The organism is Caballeronia sp. INML1 (assembly GCF_023631085.1).
Taxonomy (GTDB): Bacteria; Pseudomonadota; Gammaproteobacteria; order Burkholderiales; family Burkholderiaceae; genus Caballeronia; species Caballeronia turbans.
Genome location: NZ_JALQDT010000047.1, coordinates 1 through 14706 on the forward strand (window position 1 = coordinate 1; position 14706 = coordinate 14706).

Genomic DNA, 14706 nt, shown 5'->3' on the forward strand with positions numbered 1-14706 from the left:
ACGTGTGCCCCAAGGGGCTCAATCCGACCAAGGCGATCGGCAAGATCAAGGAATTGATGGTGCGCCGCGCTGTCTGAGATGGGCTATGTGATGGTCGACAATCAAGACAACTCGCATCAGTCCGATCCCCTTCGCCGGGCGCGCCTTCGCTGGCGCGCACGGCGCGGCCTGCTGGAAAACGATCTGATCTTCGATCGCTTCTTCAGCCGATATGAGCATGACCTCAGTGACGCCGACGTGGCCGCATTGACCCGCCTGCTGGAGCTGAGCGACAACGAACTGATGGACTTGCTGCTGGCGCGCACGGAGCCTGAAGGCGACCTCGCGACGCCGGACGTAATCCGCCTGCTGGACATGCTGCGCACCGTGTGATTTCAGCAGGAATTCGCGGAGTTTTGCAAAATAGGCCTGTTGCAGTGCACACAGGCCGATCGAACAGTTTTGCCGCGCAGCTTCCGTCGTGCAAATTATCGAAAACCTGTATCCATACTTCGATTGAGGATGTGCTATGACCCCGTCAGATGTTAAAGCCACGCTATCGTTCAGCGACAACTCGCCGAGCGTCGAAATGCCGATCTACAAGGGCACGATGGGCCCGGACGTGATCGACATCCGCAAGCTGTACGGTCAGACCGGCAAGTTCACGTATGACCCGGGCTTCATGTCGACGGCGGCGTGCAATTCCGCGATCACGTACATCGACGGCGACAAGGGCGAGCTGCTGTACCGCGGCTACCCGATCGAGCAGCTGGCCGTGAATGCCGACTTTCTCGAGACCTGCTATCTGCTGCTGAAGGGCGAACTGCCGAACGTGGCGCAGAACAAGGAATTCGTGGACACGGTCACGCGTCACACGATGGTGCACGAGCAGATGCACTTCTTCTTCCGCGGCTTCCGTCGCGACGCGCACCCGATGGCGGTATTGACGGCGGCGGTGGGCGCGCTTTCGGCGTTCTATCACGACTCGCTGAACATCAACGATCCGCGCCACCGTGAAGTGTCGGCCATTCGCATGATCGCGAAGCTGCCGACGCTCGTTGCGATGGCATACAAGTTCAGCATCGGCCAGCCGTTTGTCTATCCGAAGAACGAACTGTCGTACAGCGCGAACTTCATGCACATGATGTTCTCGAACCCGTGCGAAGAGTACAAGGTCAACGACGTGCTCGTGCGCGCGCTCGACCGCATCCTGATCCTGCACGCGGACCACGAGCAGAACGCGTCGACCTCGACGGTGCGTCTCGCGGGTTCGTCGGGCGCCAACCCGTTCGCGTGCATCGCGGCCGGTATCGCGTGTCTGTGGGGCCCGGCGCATGGCGGCGCGAACGAAGCCGCACTGAACATGCTCGAAGAGATCGGCTCGGTCGACCACATCCCCGAGTTCATCAAGCAGGTGAAGGACAAGAATTCGGGCGTGAAGCTGATGGGCTTCGGTCACCGCGTGTACAAGAACTACGACCCGCGTGCGAAGCTGATGCGCGAAACGTGCCACGAAGTGCTGAACGAACTCGGCCTGCACGACGATCCGCTCTTCAAGCTCGCGATGGAACTGGAAAAGATCGCACTGGAAGATGAATACTTCGTGTCGCGCAAGCTGTACCCGAACGTCGACTTCTACTCGGGCATCGTGCAGCGCGCGCTGGGGATCCCGACGTCGATGTTCACGTGCATCTTCGCGATGGCGCGTACGGTCGGCTGGATCGCGCAGTGGAACGAAATGATCGCGGATCCGGAGCAGAAGATTGGCCGTCCGCGTCAGTTGTTCATCGGTCAGACGCCGCGTGAAGTGAAGCCGTTGGCGAAGCGGTAAGCCGAATCGGATTTGAGATTGATGTGAAGGCCCCGGCGGGTGACTGCCGGGGCTTTCTGCTTTTGAGCGGTTGATCTTAGTCTCGCAATGTAAGAGGCGCGTTCGATGCGCCTTGTCTGCGACGGCTTTCTTTCCCGACGAGACGACGTGCCTTTCGAAGTCATCGGCGCCACGATGACCGTCCGCAAATGGTCGTGCATTTCCGAGGCGAAACCACGACGCAAGTACCCAGACCGTCGCGTAGCCAAGCGCATACTGTGCGTACGGCACGATGCCGCGCTGGACAGCCGACCGAACGGCGTAGCCGGGTAGTTCCCATCCGGGTACTGGTACCACCACAATAACCCTATGTTTTTAATAAGTTTTTCCGGGTAGCGTAGTACCCGCGGCGTACCAGGAAGTGGCATAATCGCCGGACAAGCTGCCGGCCCTGCCGCCAGCAAAACTTTCCCCGCAGTCACATACGAAAGCGCTCACCATGGCACAGACTCTCTACGACAAACTGTGGAACACGCATGTGATCCACACGGAAGAGGACGGCACCTCGATCCTCTACATCGACCGTCACCTGCTGCATGAAGTGACGAGCCCGCAGGCCTTCGAGGGCCTGAAGCTGGCCGAGCGCCCGGTGTGGCGAATCAGCGCGAATCTGGCAGTGTCCGATCACAACGTCCCGACCACCGACCGCTCGCACGGCATCGCCGATCCCGTTTCGAAGCTCCAAGTCGATACGCTCGACGCGAACTGCGATAGCTTCGGCATCACGCAGTTCAAGATGAACGATCTGCGCCAGGGGATCGTGCACATCATCGGGCCGGAGCAGGGCGCGACGCTGCCCGGCATGACCATCGTCTGCGGCGACTCGCACACGTCCACGCACGGCGCGTTCGGCGCGCTCGCGCACGGCATCGGCACGTCGGAAGTGGAACACGTGCTCGCCACGCAAACGCTCTTGCAGAAGAAGAGCAAGAACATGCTCGTGAAGGTCGAAGGCACGTTGCCGCGCGGCTGCACGGCGAAGGACATCGTGCTCGCGATCATCGGCAAGATCGGCACGGCGGGCGGCACGGGTTACGCGATCGAGTTCGGCGGCTCGACCATCCGCGCCTTGTCGATGGAAGGCCGCATGACCGTCTGCAACATGGCGATCGAAGCGGGCGCGCGCGCCGGCATGGTCGCGGTCGACGATACGACCATCAATTACCTGAAGGACCGTCCGTACTCGCCGCAGGGCGTGGAATGGAATCAGGCGGTCGAATACTGGCGCCAGTTCAAGTCGGATCCGGACGCGCAGTTCGATCGCGTCGTCGAATTGAACGCGGCCGAGATCGTGCCGCAAGTGACGTGGGGCACGTCGCCCGAAATGGTCACGTCTATCGACGGCCGTGTGCCCGATCCCGAGAAGGAAAAGGACCCGGTCAAGCGCGACGCGATGGAGCGGGCGCTGACCTATATGGCGTTGCAGCCGAACACGCCGATCGAATCGATCAAGCCGGACAAGATTTTCATCGGCTCGTGCACGAACGCCCGTATCGAAGACCTGCGCGCGGCCGCTTATGTCGTGAAGTCGCTGGGCAAGCGCGTCGCGTCGAACATTCGTCTCGCGATGGTGGTGCCGGGCTCGGGTCTCGTGAAGGCGCAGGCCGAGCGCGAAGGCCTCGACAAGATTTTCACGAACGCCGGCTTCGAATGGCGCGAGCCGGGCTGCTCGATGTGTCTCGCAATGAACGCCGACAGGCTGGAGGCGGGCGAGCGCTGCGCATCGACGTCGAACCGCAACTTCGAGGGCCGTCAGGGCGCGGGCGGTCGCACGCACCTCGTGAGCCCCGCGATGGCCGCCGCCGCCGCGATCGAAGGCCACTTCGTCGACGTGCGCAAGCTTGCGTGATCAAACGGGATACAGAGAAAGATCATGGAAAAATTCATTGTGCATAGCGGCCTCGTTGCGCCGCTCGATCGCGAGAACGTGGACACGGACGCGATCATCCCGAAGCAGTTCCTGAAGTCGATCAAGCGGACCGGTTTCGGCCCGAACGCGTTCGACGAATGGCGTTATCTCGATGTCGGCGAGCCCGGCCAGGACAACAGCAAGCGTCCGCTCAATCCGGACTTCGTGCTGAATCAGCCGCGTTATCAGGGCGCATCGATTCTGCTCACGCGCAAGAACTTCGGCTGCGGGAGCTCGCGTGAGCACGCGCCGTGGGCGCTGGATCAATACGGCTTTCGCGCGATCATCGCGCCGAGCTTCGCGGACATCTTCTACAACAACTGCTTCAAGAACGGCCTGCTGCCGGTCGTGTTGACGGAGCAGCAAGTCGACAAGCTGTTCAACGAAACGTACGCGTTCGTCGGTTTCCAGTTGACGATCGATCTCGAAGCGCAAGTCGTGCGCACGGGCGACGGCACCGAGTACGCATTCGACGTGCCGGGCTTTCGCAAGTACTGCCTGCTGAACGGCTTCGACGATATCGGCCTCACGCTGCGTCATGCCGACAAGATTCGCCAATACGAGGCGGAACGCCTGGCGAAGCAGCCGTGGCTGAATAACCGGCTCGTCGGATAAATCGAATAACGATCACGGAAGGAAGAGACGATGAAGATTGCAGTATTGCCCGGCGACGGGATCGGTCCGGAAATCACCGCCGAAGCAGTCAAGGTGCTGAACGCGCTCGGCGAGAAGTTCGAGCTGGAAGAAGCGCCGGTCGGCGGCGCAGGTTATGAGGCGAAGGGCCATCCGCTGCCCGACTCGACGCTGGCGCTCGCGAAGGAAGCCGACGCGATCCTGTTCGGCGCGGTCGGCGACTGGAAATACGACAAGCTGGAGCGCGCGCTACGTCCCGAGCAGGCGATCCTCGGCCTGCGCAAGCATCTGCAACTCTTCGCGAACTTCCGTCCGGCGATCTGCTATGCGCAACTGACGGGCGCGTCGTCGCTCAAAGCCGAAATCGTGTCCGGCCTCGACATCCTGATCGTGCGCGAGCTCAATGGCGATATCTATTTCGGCGCGCCGCGCGGCTTGCGCGAAGCGCCGGACGGCCCGTTTGCCGGCGCAAAGGAAGGCTTCGACACGATGCGCTATTCCGAGCCCGAAGTGCGCCGCATCGCGCACGTCGCGTTTCAGGCGGCGCAGAAGCGCCAGAAGAAGCTGACGAGCGTCGACAAGGCCAACGTGCTGGAAACGTCGCAATTGTGGCGCGACACGATGATCGACGTCGCCAGGGAGTATCCGGACGTCGAGCTGTCGCACATGTACGTCGACAACGCCGCGATGCAGCTCGTGAAAGCGCCGAAGGCGTTCGATGTCGTCGTGACCGGCAACATGTTCGGCGACATCCTGTCCGACGAAGCCGCGATGCTCACGGGTTCCATCGGCATGTTGCCGTCGGCGTCGCTCGACAAGGACAACAAGGGCCTGTACGAGCCGTCGCACGGCTCCGCGCCGGATATTGCGGGCAAGGGCGTGGCCAACCCGCTCGCGACCATTCTGTCCGCCGCGATGATGCTGCGCTACTCGCTCGGCAAGACCGAGCAGGCGGACCGCATCGAAAGCGCGGTGAAGAAGGTGCTGGAGCAGGGCTATCGCACCGGCGATATCGCGACGGCGGACGGCCGGATCGTCGGCACGAAGGAAATGGGCGATGCAGTGCTGAAGGCGCTGTAATCGCCGGAAAGACGATCGGCGGTTGCAGGCAAAAGAGCGGCCGATCGTCTCTTTTTACCGATGTTCAAGCACGATCCGTACGATTTTAAGAGCCGCACCGCAAGCGCGTGACGAAAACATCGGGTTATCGTGTATATTCTTTGGTCATGGCGAAGAACACTCAATTCTCTCTGGATTCCATCGGACGCGGCTCATCTGCCGTCGCGACGGAACTCGCCATCGGCACGCGCATCGTGGCTATCAACGCCACGGCTAAAACGCGCATTACGAAAATCTCCATCAAATCGATCACGATTCGCTGATCGTCCCTCGTGTCCGAGCGTCTTCCCCGCGCGGCCACGCCGGGTAAAGATGCGGGGAAGCGTCCACAGTCAAAGGTTAGTCATGAACGTAGGTCTCGTTGGTTGGCGCGGTATGGTCGGCAGCGTCCTGATGCAACGCATGCAGCAGGAAGGCGATTTCGACCTGATCGAACCGGTGTTCTTCAGCACCAGCAATGCGGGCGGCAACGCGCCGTCGTTCGCCAAAAACGAGACGAAGCTCAAGGACGCGACGAGCATCGACGATCTGAAAAAGTGCGACGCCATCATCACGTGCCAGGGCGGCGACTACACCAACGAGGTGTATCCGAAGCTGCGCGCGGCGGGCTGGAAAGGCTACTGGATCGACGCGGCCTCGGCGCTGCGCATGAAGGACGACGCGGTCATCATCCTCGATCCGGTCAACCTGAACGTCATCAAGGATTCGCTCGTGAAGCGCGGCCGTGACTTCATCGGCGGCAATTGCACGGTCAGCCTGATGCTGATGGCGCTCGGCGGCCTGTTCCGCGAGAACCTCGTCGAGTGGACGACCGCAATGACATACCAGGCCGCCTCGGGCGCGGGCGCGCAGAACATGCGCGAGCTGCTCCAGCAGATGGGCGTGCTCTACGGTTCCGCGAAGGAAGATCTGGCCGATCCTTCATCCGCGATTCTCGACATCGACCGCCGCGTGCTCGCCGCGATGAACGGCGAGCGCATGCCCGTCGACAACTTCGGCGTGCCGCTCGCGGGCTCGCTGATTCCGTGGATCGACAAGGATCTCGGCAACGGCATGTCGAAGGAAGAGTGGAAGGGCGGCGCCGAAACCAACAAGATTCTCGGCAAGCCGGCAATGGGCACGCCGGGCTCGATCCCAGTCGATGGCCTTTGTGTGCGGATCGGCGCGATGCGCTGCCACTCGCAGGCGCTCACCATCAAGCTCACGAAGGACGTGCCGCTGGACGAAGTGCACGGCATCCTTGCTTCGGCGAACGACTGGGTGAAGGTGGTGCCGAACGAGCGCGAAGCATCGGTTCGCGATCTGTCGCCCGCGGTCGTCACGGGCACGCTGACGGTGCCCGTCGGCCGTCTGCGCAAGCTGGCGATGGGCGGCGAGTATCTGTCGGCATTTACTGTCGGCGATCAACTGTTGTGGGGCGCGGCCGAACCGCTGCGCCGCATGCTGCGCATTCTGCTCGACAAGTAAAGTAAACTACGCGCCTGGAAGCGCGTGCCAAACCCAAAAGCGTCGCGTTCTCGCGGCGCTTTTTGTTTTTGCGCAGTTTTTATTGCAAAGCCGGTTTTTCGTTGGTTTTGCGCCGTATGTTTCAATTTTTGCCGTACCCGGAGCCTCAATGATCCAACGACCACGCCGGTCTCTCCTTTTGTCATCGCGTGCGGCGTGCGCCGCGGCAACTTTCGCGGTATGCGCGATGTTTTGGGCGAATCCTGGCGATGCGCTCGCTCAGGCAAGCGACGCCGCCGCTCCCGCCGCAACGGGGCAGACATACGAGGTCAAGCCCGGACAATCGCTTAGCGACGTTGCTGGCCAACTCACCGGATCGAAGGATCGTGACGTTCGCGCGAAGGCGGCGCGTGCGCTGTTCGACGCCAATCCGAACGCGTTCTCAAATCACGATATCAACAAGCTGAAGCTCGGAGCGGTACTGAACGTGCCTGCCGATCTGAGCGGTGCGGTGGCTTCGAGCGTCGCGTCGGCGCCGGAAGCGCAGCAGAATCAGCCTGCAGAAGCCCCGGCGCCAGTGTCGGAGAGCGCGGGCGCGATAGCGTCGGATGCGGCGCCGGCATCGGCCGTCGAGCCGCAAGCGAGCGCAACGGCGGCGCAGGAATCGACCACGCCCGAGCCGGCATCGGCAAGCACCACGCCCGCAAGCGCACCCGCTGCGGCGGCGCCCGCGCCGGCCAGCGACAACCGCACCGGCAGCGGCGCGACCGCGGCGACCATCGGACTATCGCCGCTCGTCGTCGCCATCGTGATCGCCGTGGGTGCTTTCCTGCTATTCAGAATGCGACGCGGGAAGAAACGGCAGGCCGCTGCAAGTAACGAGGACGTCGATCGCGCGCCGAGGACGTTTGCAAGTCTGGAAGAAGCACAGGCCGACGCCGCCGCGCGCAATGAAGCGATGCGCCGAGCGCGCGAGGCATCGACGGCAGGATCGGCTGCCAGCGCTGCGGGGAAACCATCCGAGCCTGACCGGTCCGGACTGGCGGCCGCCGCCACGAGCGTCGAGCACGCCGAAGCGGCTCAGCCGCCCGCCGCCCCTTCCGAGGATCAACCTCCGCCGGCGACCGGGGCGAAGCCGGCCACCGAGTCCGCTGCAGCGCCCGGCCACGCGAACCGACCTGTACGCGAAGAGCCGTTCGCGCCGCTAGCGCCGGCGGCCCGTCATCCTGATTTCTTGCCGCCGATCGGCGCAGCGGAAACGCAAGAGCAGCCCGAACACCTCGCCCAGCACGAGCGTGAGAGCGCGGCGCGCGAAGCGGCGCGTCGTGAAGCCGAGAAATGGGAAATCGAGGAGCGCGAAGCCGCGGCGCGCCAGGCCGCCTTACAGGAAGCCGAAGAGCGTGAGATTCACGCGCGCGAAGCCGCCGCGCGGGAAGCGCTCGCACGCGATCTGGCCGACCGCGAGGCCGGGCAGCGCGAGGCCGAGTTGCGCCAGGTCACCGAGCGCGAAGATCAGGCGCGCGAGGCTGCGGCCCGCGAGATCATCGCGCGCGAGGCCGAACTGCGCGAACTGCAGGCGCGTGCGGCCGAAGAGCAAGCGGCCGAGCATCGCGCCGCAGAGCAGCGCGACATCGAGGAACAGGCGGCGCGCGAAGCGGAAAAATCGGGTATTGCGCCGGATGAAGAGCCGGCGGTTGCGCACCGTTTTCCGATGCCGAAGTTCCCGCAGGATGCGATTCACGCGCTTGGCTCGCTCGAAATGGAACTGCCGCCGCGCATGGAACTGTCGATCAAGCCGCCTGGCGCGAGGGAGCAGGAGCCGGCGACGTCGTCGCTGCCCGCCGATGCGCCGTCGCCCGAATCACGCCTCGGAGCGCTGCAGCCGCCCCCGACTGGCCCGCAGCCGATCGAGCAGGTGCCCTTCGTTCCGCAGCCGGTAGCACAGACGGACGCGGCGCGGCATACGCAAACGCAGCGGCAGTCCGCGGCCGCGCAGATCGTAGCGGGCACGGCTGGCGCGGCTTCGGTCGCCGGCCTCGGCGCGACGAGATTCGGGCCGCTCAGCCTGGACTTCGATCTCGGGCGCGCGTCGAGCGCCACCGAGCCGCTGCCCGCGCTGACGCCCGCGCAACTCGCGACGATCGCGCGCAACAAGCTCGAATTGGCGGCGGAATACATCGAGTTGGGCGATCTTTCGGGCGCGCGCACGCTGTTGCAGGAAGTGATCGAATCGAACGATCCCGCGACGCGCCAGCAGGCGGCCACGCTCCTCTCGACGCTCGCCCCGCATTCCTGAAGATGCGCATCGCTTTAGGCATTCAGTACGATGGCTCGGCGTTTTGCGGCTGGCAGTCTCAACCGCACGGCAAGACGGTGCAGAACGAACTGGAGCGCGCGCTCGCGGAATTCGCGCAGACGCCGCTTTCTACCGTCGTCGCCGGACGCACGGATACGGGTGTGCACGGTCTCGGCCAGGTCGTCCATTTCGACACCGAACTCGATCGCACCGAATTCTCGTGGGTCCGCGGCACGAACGCGTTTTTGCCCGATACCGTCGCCGTGCAATGGGCAAAGCCGATGCCCGATGACTTCCACGCCCGCTTCGCCGCGTTCGAGCGCACGTATTTTTACGTTCTCTATGTCAATCCGGTGCGCTCGCCGATGCTGGCGAAACGCGCGGGCTGGGTACACACGCCGCTGGACGTCGACGCGATGCGCGATTCGGTCGCCTGCCTGATTGGCGAGCACGATTTTTCGTCGTTCCGCGCGGCCGATTGTCAATCGAAGACGCCCGTGAAGCACCTCTATCAGATCGACGTGCGCGAGCAGGGTGATTTCATTCACTTTCGCTTTCGCGCCAACGCGTTCCTGCATCACATGGTGCGCAATCTGATGGGGTGCCTCGTCGCGATCGGACGCGGCCGTCATCCGGTTTCGTGGATGGCCGATGTCCTCGCCGCCCGCGACCGCCGTGCCGCCGCGCCGACCTTCATGCCGGACGGCCTGTATCTGGCCGAGGTCGGCTATCCTGAACACTTCGCGGTGCCGCCGCCGCATATCGCCAGCATGCCCTGGAGCGCCATGTGGGCAGAGCCGAAATGACCGAACGAGATTTGCATCGCACCCGCATCAAGCTATGCGGACTTTCGCGCGTAGAAGACGTGCAGCACGCCATCGCACTCGGCGCGGACGCCGTGGGCTTCGTGTTCTATCCGCCGAGCCCGCGCTCGGTGAGCGTCGCGCAGGCGGTCGAGCTGGCGCGGCACGTGCCGCCGCTCGTGTCATCCGTCGGGCTTTTCGTCAATGCGACGCCGGAATGGATTCGCGAAGTCACGTCCAATGTGCCGCTTTCGCTGCTGCAGTTTCATGGCGACGAAACCCCCCAGCAGTGCGAGGAACTTGCAGCAGTTGCGGGTTTATCCTATTGGCGCGCACTGCGAATTGGGCCTGATGCGTCCACAAGCCATTTGATAGAATCGTCTCTCAAGTTCAAAGCCGCAGGCGGCCTTCTTCTCGACGCTCTCGTCGAGGGCTTCGGCGGCGGTGGAAAGGTATTCGATTGGTCACTTATCCCAACAGATCTCGGGCATCGGGCCGTTTTGAGTGGTGGGTTGAACGCGCAAAACGTCAGTGACGCCATTCGGCGTGTGCGCCCGTACGCGGTCGATGTCTCGAGCGGCATCGAGGTGCCGGGCGCCAAGGGCGTGAAGGATCCCGCCCGAATGGCGGCATTCGTGCGCGCAGTGCGCGAAGCGGATGCCGGGTGATGTGGAACGTGAGCCGCGCTGTCGGCCACGTAACCGAGAGAGTGACGCAATGTACGATTTGCCAGACGAAAGAGGCCACTTCGGCCAATATGGAGGCGTGTTCGTCTCCGAAACGCTCATCCACGCGCTAGATGAACTGCGCGTCGCGTATGAAGCAGCACAGAAAGATCCCGAGTTTCTCGCCGAATACGAGTACGAGCTCAAGCATTACGTCGGCCGTCCGTCGCCGATTTATCACGCGAAGCGCTGGAGCGACATGCTCGGCGGAGCGCAGCTCTATCTGAAGCGCGAGGATCTGAATCATACCGGCGCGCACAAGGTGAATAACGTAATCGGCCAGGCGCTGCTCGCCCGCAAGATGGGCAAGCCGCGCGTGATCGCCGAGACTGGCGCGGGCCAGCACGGCGTGGCGACTGCGACCATCGCCGCGCGCTTCGGCATGGAGTGCGTGGTCTATATGGGCGCAGAGGACGTGCGCCGGCAGGCCGCGAACGTGTATCGCATGAAGCTGCTCGGCGCGACGGTCGTTCCTGTCGAATCCGGCTCGAAGACGCTCAAGGATGCGCTGAACGAAGCCATGCGCGACTGGGTGACGAACGTCGAGAACACCTTCTACATCATCGGCACTGTCGCGGGTCCGCACCCTTATCCGATGATGGTGCGCGACTTCCAGCGCGTGATCGGCGACGAATGCCGCGTGCAGATGCCCGAAATGACGGGCCGTCAGCCCGATGCGGTCATCGCGTGCGTTGGGGGCGGATCGAACGCGATGGGCATTTTTTATCCGTATATCGACGACAAAGGCGTCAAATTGATTGGCGTGGAAGCGGCGGGCGATGGCATCGATACGGGCCGCCACGCGGCGTCGCTCATGGGCGGCAGTCCCGGCGTGCTCCACGGCAACCGCACCTATCTGCTGCAGGATGAAAACGGCCAGATCATCGAGACGCATTCGGTCTCGGCGGGTCTCGATTATCCGGGCGTCGGCCCCGAGCACGCGTGGCTGAAGGACGCTGGACGCGCGGAGTATGTCGGCATCACGGACGACGAAGCGCTCAAAGCCTTCCACGACTGCTGCCGTATCGAGGGCATCATCCCGGCGCTCGAGTCGAGCCACGCGCTCGCTTACGGCGCGAAGCTCGCGAAAACGCTGCCGCGTGACAAGGTGCTGCTCGTCAATTTGTCGGGCCGGGGCGACAAGGACATGCATACGGTCGCCGAGCGATCGGGCATCCAGTTCTGAGCACCTGACCGATGCGCACCGTTATCGACGAGCCGTTGTCCGTCGGCGCCCTCCAGAGCGCCGGCAGCGACATCCGCAATCGCGATTTCCTGACCGATGCCGAACACATTCCCGATGCGTCGATCGATCTGATCGTCGCGGACCCGCCCTATGGTCTGGGCAAGGACTACGGGAACGATTCGGACATGCTGTCGGGCGACGCTTTTCTCGAGTGGACCTATCGCTGGCTGAGTCTGGCGATCCCGAAGCTCAAGCCGAGCGGCTCGCTTTACATCTTCTGCACCTGGCAATACTCGCCCGAACTGTTCGTGTTCCTGAAGCGCCGTCTCCTGATGATCAACGAGATCGTCTGGGACCGGCGCGTGCCGAGCATGGGCGGAACGACGCGTAAATTTACGTCAGTGCACGATAACATCGGCTATTTTGCGGTATCGAAGGACTATTACTTCGATCTCGATCCGGTGCGCATCCCCTACGACGCAGAGACGAAAAAGGCACGCTCGCGCAAGATTTTCGAAGGCAGCAAGTGGCTCGAGCTCGGCTATAACCCGAAGGATGTCTGGTCCATTTCCCGTCTGCATCGGCAGCACGCCGAGCGGGTGGATCATCCGACGCAAAAGCCGCTGGAGATCGTCGAGCGCATGGTGCTCGCGAGTTGTCCCCCCGGCGGCCGGGTGCTCGATCCGTTCATGGGCAGCGGCACGACGGCGGTCGCATGCGCGCGTCACGGCCGGCAGTTCACGGGCTACGAGATCAACGCCGAGTACTGCGCAATCGCGGAAGGCCGCATCGCCGAAGCGCGGGCCGCACGCCTCAAGCCCGAGGAGCCCGTGCGCGCGCGTCGCAAGACGCTCGCGACGACCGATACCGCTGCGCAAGCGGCCGAATAGCGCTTTTTTCGTCGCTAATCGCGTCAGACGTCGACCAGGCGTCTGACGTCAACGAATACGTTCAAGAGAATTCCCATGTCCCGTATCAAGAACACGTTTGCGGCGCTGGCCGCGCAGGGCAAGAAAGGGCTGATTCCGTTCATCACCGCGGGCGACCCGAATCCGGAGCAGACCGTGGAGTTCATGCACGCACTCGCCAAGGGCGGCGCGGACGTCATAGAACTGGGCGTACCGTTTTCCGATCCGATGGCCGACGGCCCCGTGATCCAGCGTTCGTCCGAGCGCTCGCTCGCTCGCGGCGTAACGCTCAAGAGCGTGCTGGCCGACGTCAAGCGCTTCCGTCAGACCGACGACAAAACGCCAGTCGTGCTGATGGGCTATGCGAATCCGATCGAGCGCATGGGCGCGGACGCTTTTGCGAAAGCCGCGCAGGAAGCGGGCGTCGACGGCGTGCTGGTGGTCGATTACCCGCCCGAGGAGGCCGAGAGCTTCGGCGCGTCCATGCGCGCGGCCGGCATCGATCCGATCTTCCTGCTCGCGCCGACCTCCACGGACGAACGGGTCGCGGCGGTCGGCAAGATCGCGAGCGGCTATGTTTACTACGTATCGCTGAAAGGCGTGACCGGCGCGGCAAATCTGGACGTTTCCAGCATCGCGAGTAAAATCCCGGCCATCAAGTCGCATGTGCCCCTGCCGGTTGGCGTCGGGTTCGGCATTCGCGACGCCCAAACCGCGCGTGCCGTCGCCGATGTCGCGGACGCCGTCGTCATCGGCAGCCGCCTCGTGCAATTGCTCGAAGAGGCGAAGCCGGACGCCGCGGCCGCGTCACTGACGAGCTTCATTGCCGAAGTTCGTCAGGCACTCGACGCCGCACAGTAAAATACGCGCCGCCGCGGGCCGTCCGATTCGGACGTGCGCCGCGCGGCGACCGATCAGTCAAGGAAAAACGATGAGCTGGCTCGACAAACTGCTGCCGCCGAAGATCAAGCAAACGGATCCCAAGAGCCGCAAAGGCATCCCCGAGGGCCTCTGGGTGAAGTGCCCGTCGTGCGAGGCGGTGCTGTATCGCAACGACGTCGAGGCGAACCTGCATGTCTGCCCGAAGTGCAGCCATCACATGCGCATTGGCGCGCGCGAGCGGCTCGACCGCCTGCTCGATCCGGAAGGCCGCTACGAAATCGGCCAGGAAGTCGTGCCGGTCGATGCGCTCAAGTTCAAGGACAGCCGTAAGTATCCGGATCGCATCAAGGAAGCGATGGAGGATACCGACGAAACCGACGCGATGGTCGTCATGGGCGGCGCGATCCACACGATTCCGTGCGTCGTCGCGTGCTTCGAGTTCTCGTTCATGGGCGGCTCGATGGGCTCGGTGGTCGGCGAGCGCTTTGTGCGCGGCGCGCGCAATGCGATCGAGCAGAACGTGCCGTTCATCTGCTTCACGGCGTCCGGCGGCGCGCGCATGCAGGAAAGCCTGCTTTCGCTGATGCAAATGGCCAAGACCACAGCGCTCCTGACCAGACTGTCGGATGCGAAGCTGCCGTTCATTTCCGTGCTGACCGACCCGACGATGGGCGGTGTCTCCGCGAGCTTCGCCTTTCTCGGCGATGTCGTGATCGGCGAGCCGAAGGCGCTGATCGGCTTCGCCGGCCCGCGCGTGATCGAGCAGACCGTGCGCGAAAAGCTGCCGGAAGGCTTCCAGCGCGCCGAATTCCTGCTGCAGAAGGGCGCCATCGACATGATCGTGGATCGCCGCAAGATGCGCGAAGAACTTGCCCAATTGATGGCGCTGATGACGCGGCAACCCGCCGATTCCGTCGCCTGAATCGCTGATATGCAGCGCTGCGCCGCGC

The 14706-nt window shown here is 63.3% G+C and carries 14 protein-coding genes and 2 pseudogenes; 15 read left to right on the forward strand and 1 reads right to left on the reverse strand.

Annotation, left to right across the window (positions count from 1 at the left end; genetic code table 11):
- The 3 genes and pseudogenes from sdhB to gltA all read left to right on the forward strand — a co-directional run.
- Positions 1-77 (forward strand): annotated as a pseudogene (sdhB, locus tag NCR38_RS14215) (succinate dehydrogenase iron-sulfur subunit); the annotation flags it as partial.
- A gap of 1 nt (position 78) precedes the next feature.
- Positions 79-372: a succinate dehydrogenase assembly factor 2 gene (locus NCR38_RS14220; RefSeq protein ID WP_061121605.1), complete on the forward strand. Its 294-nt coding sequence runs from the start codon at positions 79-81 to the stop codon at positions 370-372.
- A 136-nt stretch (positions 373-508) separates the two neighbouring features.
- Complete coding sequence (gltA, locus tag NCR38_RS14225; protein WP_061121604.1) at positions 509-1810, forward strand: citrate synthase; 1302 nt, start codon at positions 509-511, stop codon at positions 1808-1810.
- A 149-nt stretch (positions 1811-1959) separates the two neighbouring features.
- Here gltA and NCR38_RS34340 read toward each other — a convergent pair.
- Positions 1960-2033 (reverse strand): annotated as a pseudogene (locus NCR38_RS34340) (type II toxin-antitoxin system PemK/MazF family toxin); the annotation flags it as partial.
- A 255-nt stretch (positions 2034-2288) separates the two neighbouring features.
- On the opposite strand from NCR38_RS34340, the gene leuC reads away from it, so the two are divergent.
- From leuC to accD, 12 genes are all read left to right on the forward strand, one after another.
- Positions 2289-3698, forward strand: coding sequence for a 3-isopropylmalate dehydratase large subunit (gene leuC / locus NCR38_RS14230; protein WP_061121603.1), 1410 nt, complete (start codon positions 2289-2291; stop codon positions 3696-3698).
- Positions 3699-3722: 24 nt separating this feature from the next.
- The gene (leuD, locus tag NCR38_RS14235) at positions 3723-4373 is read left to right on the forward strand and encodes a 3-isopropylmalate dehydratase small subunit (protein ID WP_061121602.1); all 651 of its coding nucleotides are present in this window, start codon (positions 3723-3725) and stop codon (positions 4371-4373) included.
- 30 nt (positions 4374-4403) lie between these two features.
- Entirely contained in the window at positions 4404-5471 is a 1068-nt protein-coding gene (leuB, locus tag NCR38_RS14240) for a 3-isopropylmalate dehydrogenase (protein ID WP_250477270.1), read from the forward strand.
- Positions 5472-5578: 107 nt separating this feature from the next.
- Positions 5579-5773 (forward strand): hypothetical protein, encoded by a 195-nt coding sequence (locus NCR38_RS14245; protein WP_143756446.1) that lies wholly within the window; start codon positions 5579-5581, stop codon positions 5771-5773.
- Positions 5774-5855: 82 nt separating this feature from the next.
- Positions 5856-6977, forward strand: coding sequence for an aspartate-semialdehyde dehydrogenase (gene asd, locus NCR38_RS14250; protein ID WP_061121600.1), 1122 nt, complete (start codon positions 5856-5858; stop codon positions 6975-6977).
- A gap of 226 nt (positions 6978-7203) precedes the next feature.
- On the forward strand, positions 7204-9252 hold the full coding sequence (locus NCR38_RS14255) for a FimV/HubP family polar landmark protein (protein ID WP_250477271.1): 2049 nt from the start codon (positions 7204-7206) through the stop codon (positions 9250-9252).
- A 2-nt stretch (positions 9253-9254) separates the two neighbouring features.
- The gene (gene truA / locus NCR38_RS14260; RefSeq protein WP_061121598.1) at positions 9255-10058 is read left to right on the forward strand and encodes a tRNA pseudouridine(38-40) synthase TruA; all 804 of its coding nucleotides are present in this window, start codon (positions 9255-9257) and stop codon (positions 10056-10058) included.
- Complete coding sequence (locus NCR38_RS14265) at positions 10055-10723, forward strand: phosphoribosylanthranilate isomerase (protein WP_061121608.1); 669 nt, start codon at positions 10055-10057, stop codon at positions 10721-10723. Before truA ends, NCR38_RS14265 begins: the two co-directional genes overlap by 4 nt.
- 49 nt (positions 10724-10772) lie before the next feature.
- The gene (gene trpB, locus NCR38_RS14270; protein WP_061121597.1) at positions 10773-11966 is read left to right on the forward strand and encodes a tryptophan synthase subunit beta; all 1194 of its coding nucleotides are present in this window, start codon (positions 10773-10775) and stop codon (positions 11964-11966) included.
- Positions 11967-11977: 11 nt separating this feature from the next.
- Complete coding sequence (locus NCR38_RS14275) at positions 11978-12856, forward strand: site-specific DNA-methyltransferase (protein ID WP_061121596.1); 879 nt, start codon at positions 11978-11980, stop codon at positions 12854-12856.
- Between the two features lie 75 nt (positions 12857-12931).
- Entirely contained in the window at positions 12932-13735 is an 804-nt protein-coding gene (gene trpA / locus NCR38_RS14280; protein WP_061121595.1) for a tryptophan synthase subunit alpha, read from the forward strand.
- Between the two features lie 70 nt (positions 13736-13805).
- A complete protein-coding gene (accD, locus tag NCR38_RS14285) occupies positions 13806-14678 on the forward strand; it encodes an acetyl-CoA carboxylase, carboxyltransferase subunit beta (RefSeq protein WP_035511203.1) in 873 nt (290 codons plus the stop codon).
- Positions 14679-14706 lie beyond the last annotated feature (28 nt).

Excerpts from the sequence above, each read along its gene's own strand:
- NCR38_RS14220 (WP_061121605.1), top strand. The coding sequence starts at position 79 with ATGGGCTATGTGATGGTCGACAATCAAGACAACTCGCATCAGTCCGAT.
- gltA (WP_061121604.1), top strand. The coding sequence starts at position 509 with ATGACCCCGTCAGATGTTAAAGCCACGCTATCGTTCAGCGACAACTCG.
- leuC (WP_061121603.1), top strand. The coding sequence starts at position 2,289 with ATGGCACAGACTCTCTACGACAAACTGTGGAACACGCATGTGATCCAC.
- leuD (WP_061121602.1), top strand. The coding sequence starts at position 3,723 with ATGGAAAAATTCATTGTGCATAGCGGCCTCGTTGCGCCGCTCGATCGC.
- leuB (WP_250477270.1), top strand. The coding sequence starts at position 4,404 with ATGAAGATTGCAGTATTGCCCGGCGACGGGATCGGTCCGGAAATCACC.
- asd (WP_061121600.1), top strand. The coding sequence starts at position 5,856 with ATGAACGTAGGTCTCGTTGGTTGGCGCGGTATGGTCGGCAGCGTCCTG.
- NCR38_RS14255 (WP_250477271.1), top strand. The coding sequence starts at position 7,204 with ATGTTTTGGGCGAATCCTGGCGATGCGCTCGCTCAGGCAAGCGACGCC.
- truA (WP_061121598.1), top strand. The coding sequence starts at position 9,255 with ATGCGCATCGCTTTAGGCATTCAGTACGATGGCTCGGCGTTTTGCGGC.
- NCR38_RS14265 (WP_061121608.1), top strand. The coding sequence starts at position 10,055 with ATGACCGAACGAGATTTGCATCGCACCCGCATCAAGCTATGCGGACTT.
- trpB (WP_061121597.1), top strand. The coding sequence starts at position 10,773 with ATGTACGATTTGCCAGACGAAAGAGGCCACTTCGGCCAATATGGAGGC.
- NCR38_RS14275 (WP_061121596.1), top strand. The coding sequence starts at position 11,978 with ATGCGCACCGTTATCGACGAGCCGTTGTCCGTCGGCGCCCTCCAGAGC.
- trpA (WP_061121595.1), top strand. The coding sequence starts at position 12,932 with ATGTCCCGTATCAAGAACACGTTTGCGGCGCTGGCCGCGCAGGGCAAG.
- accD (WP_035511203.1), top strand. The coding sequence starts at position 13,806 with ATGAGCTGGCTCGACAAACTGCTGCCGCCGAAGATCAAGCAAACGGAT.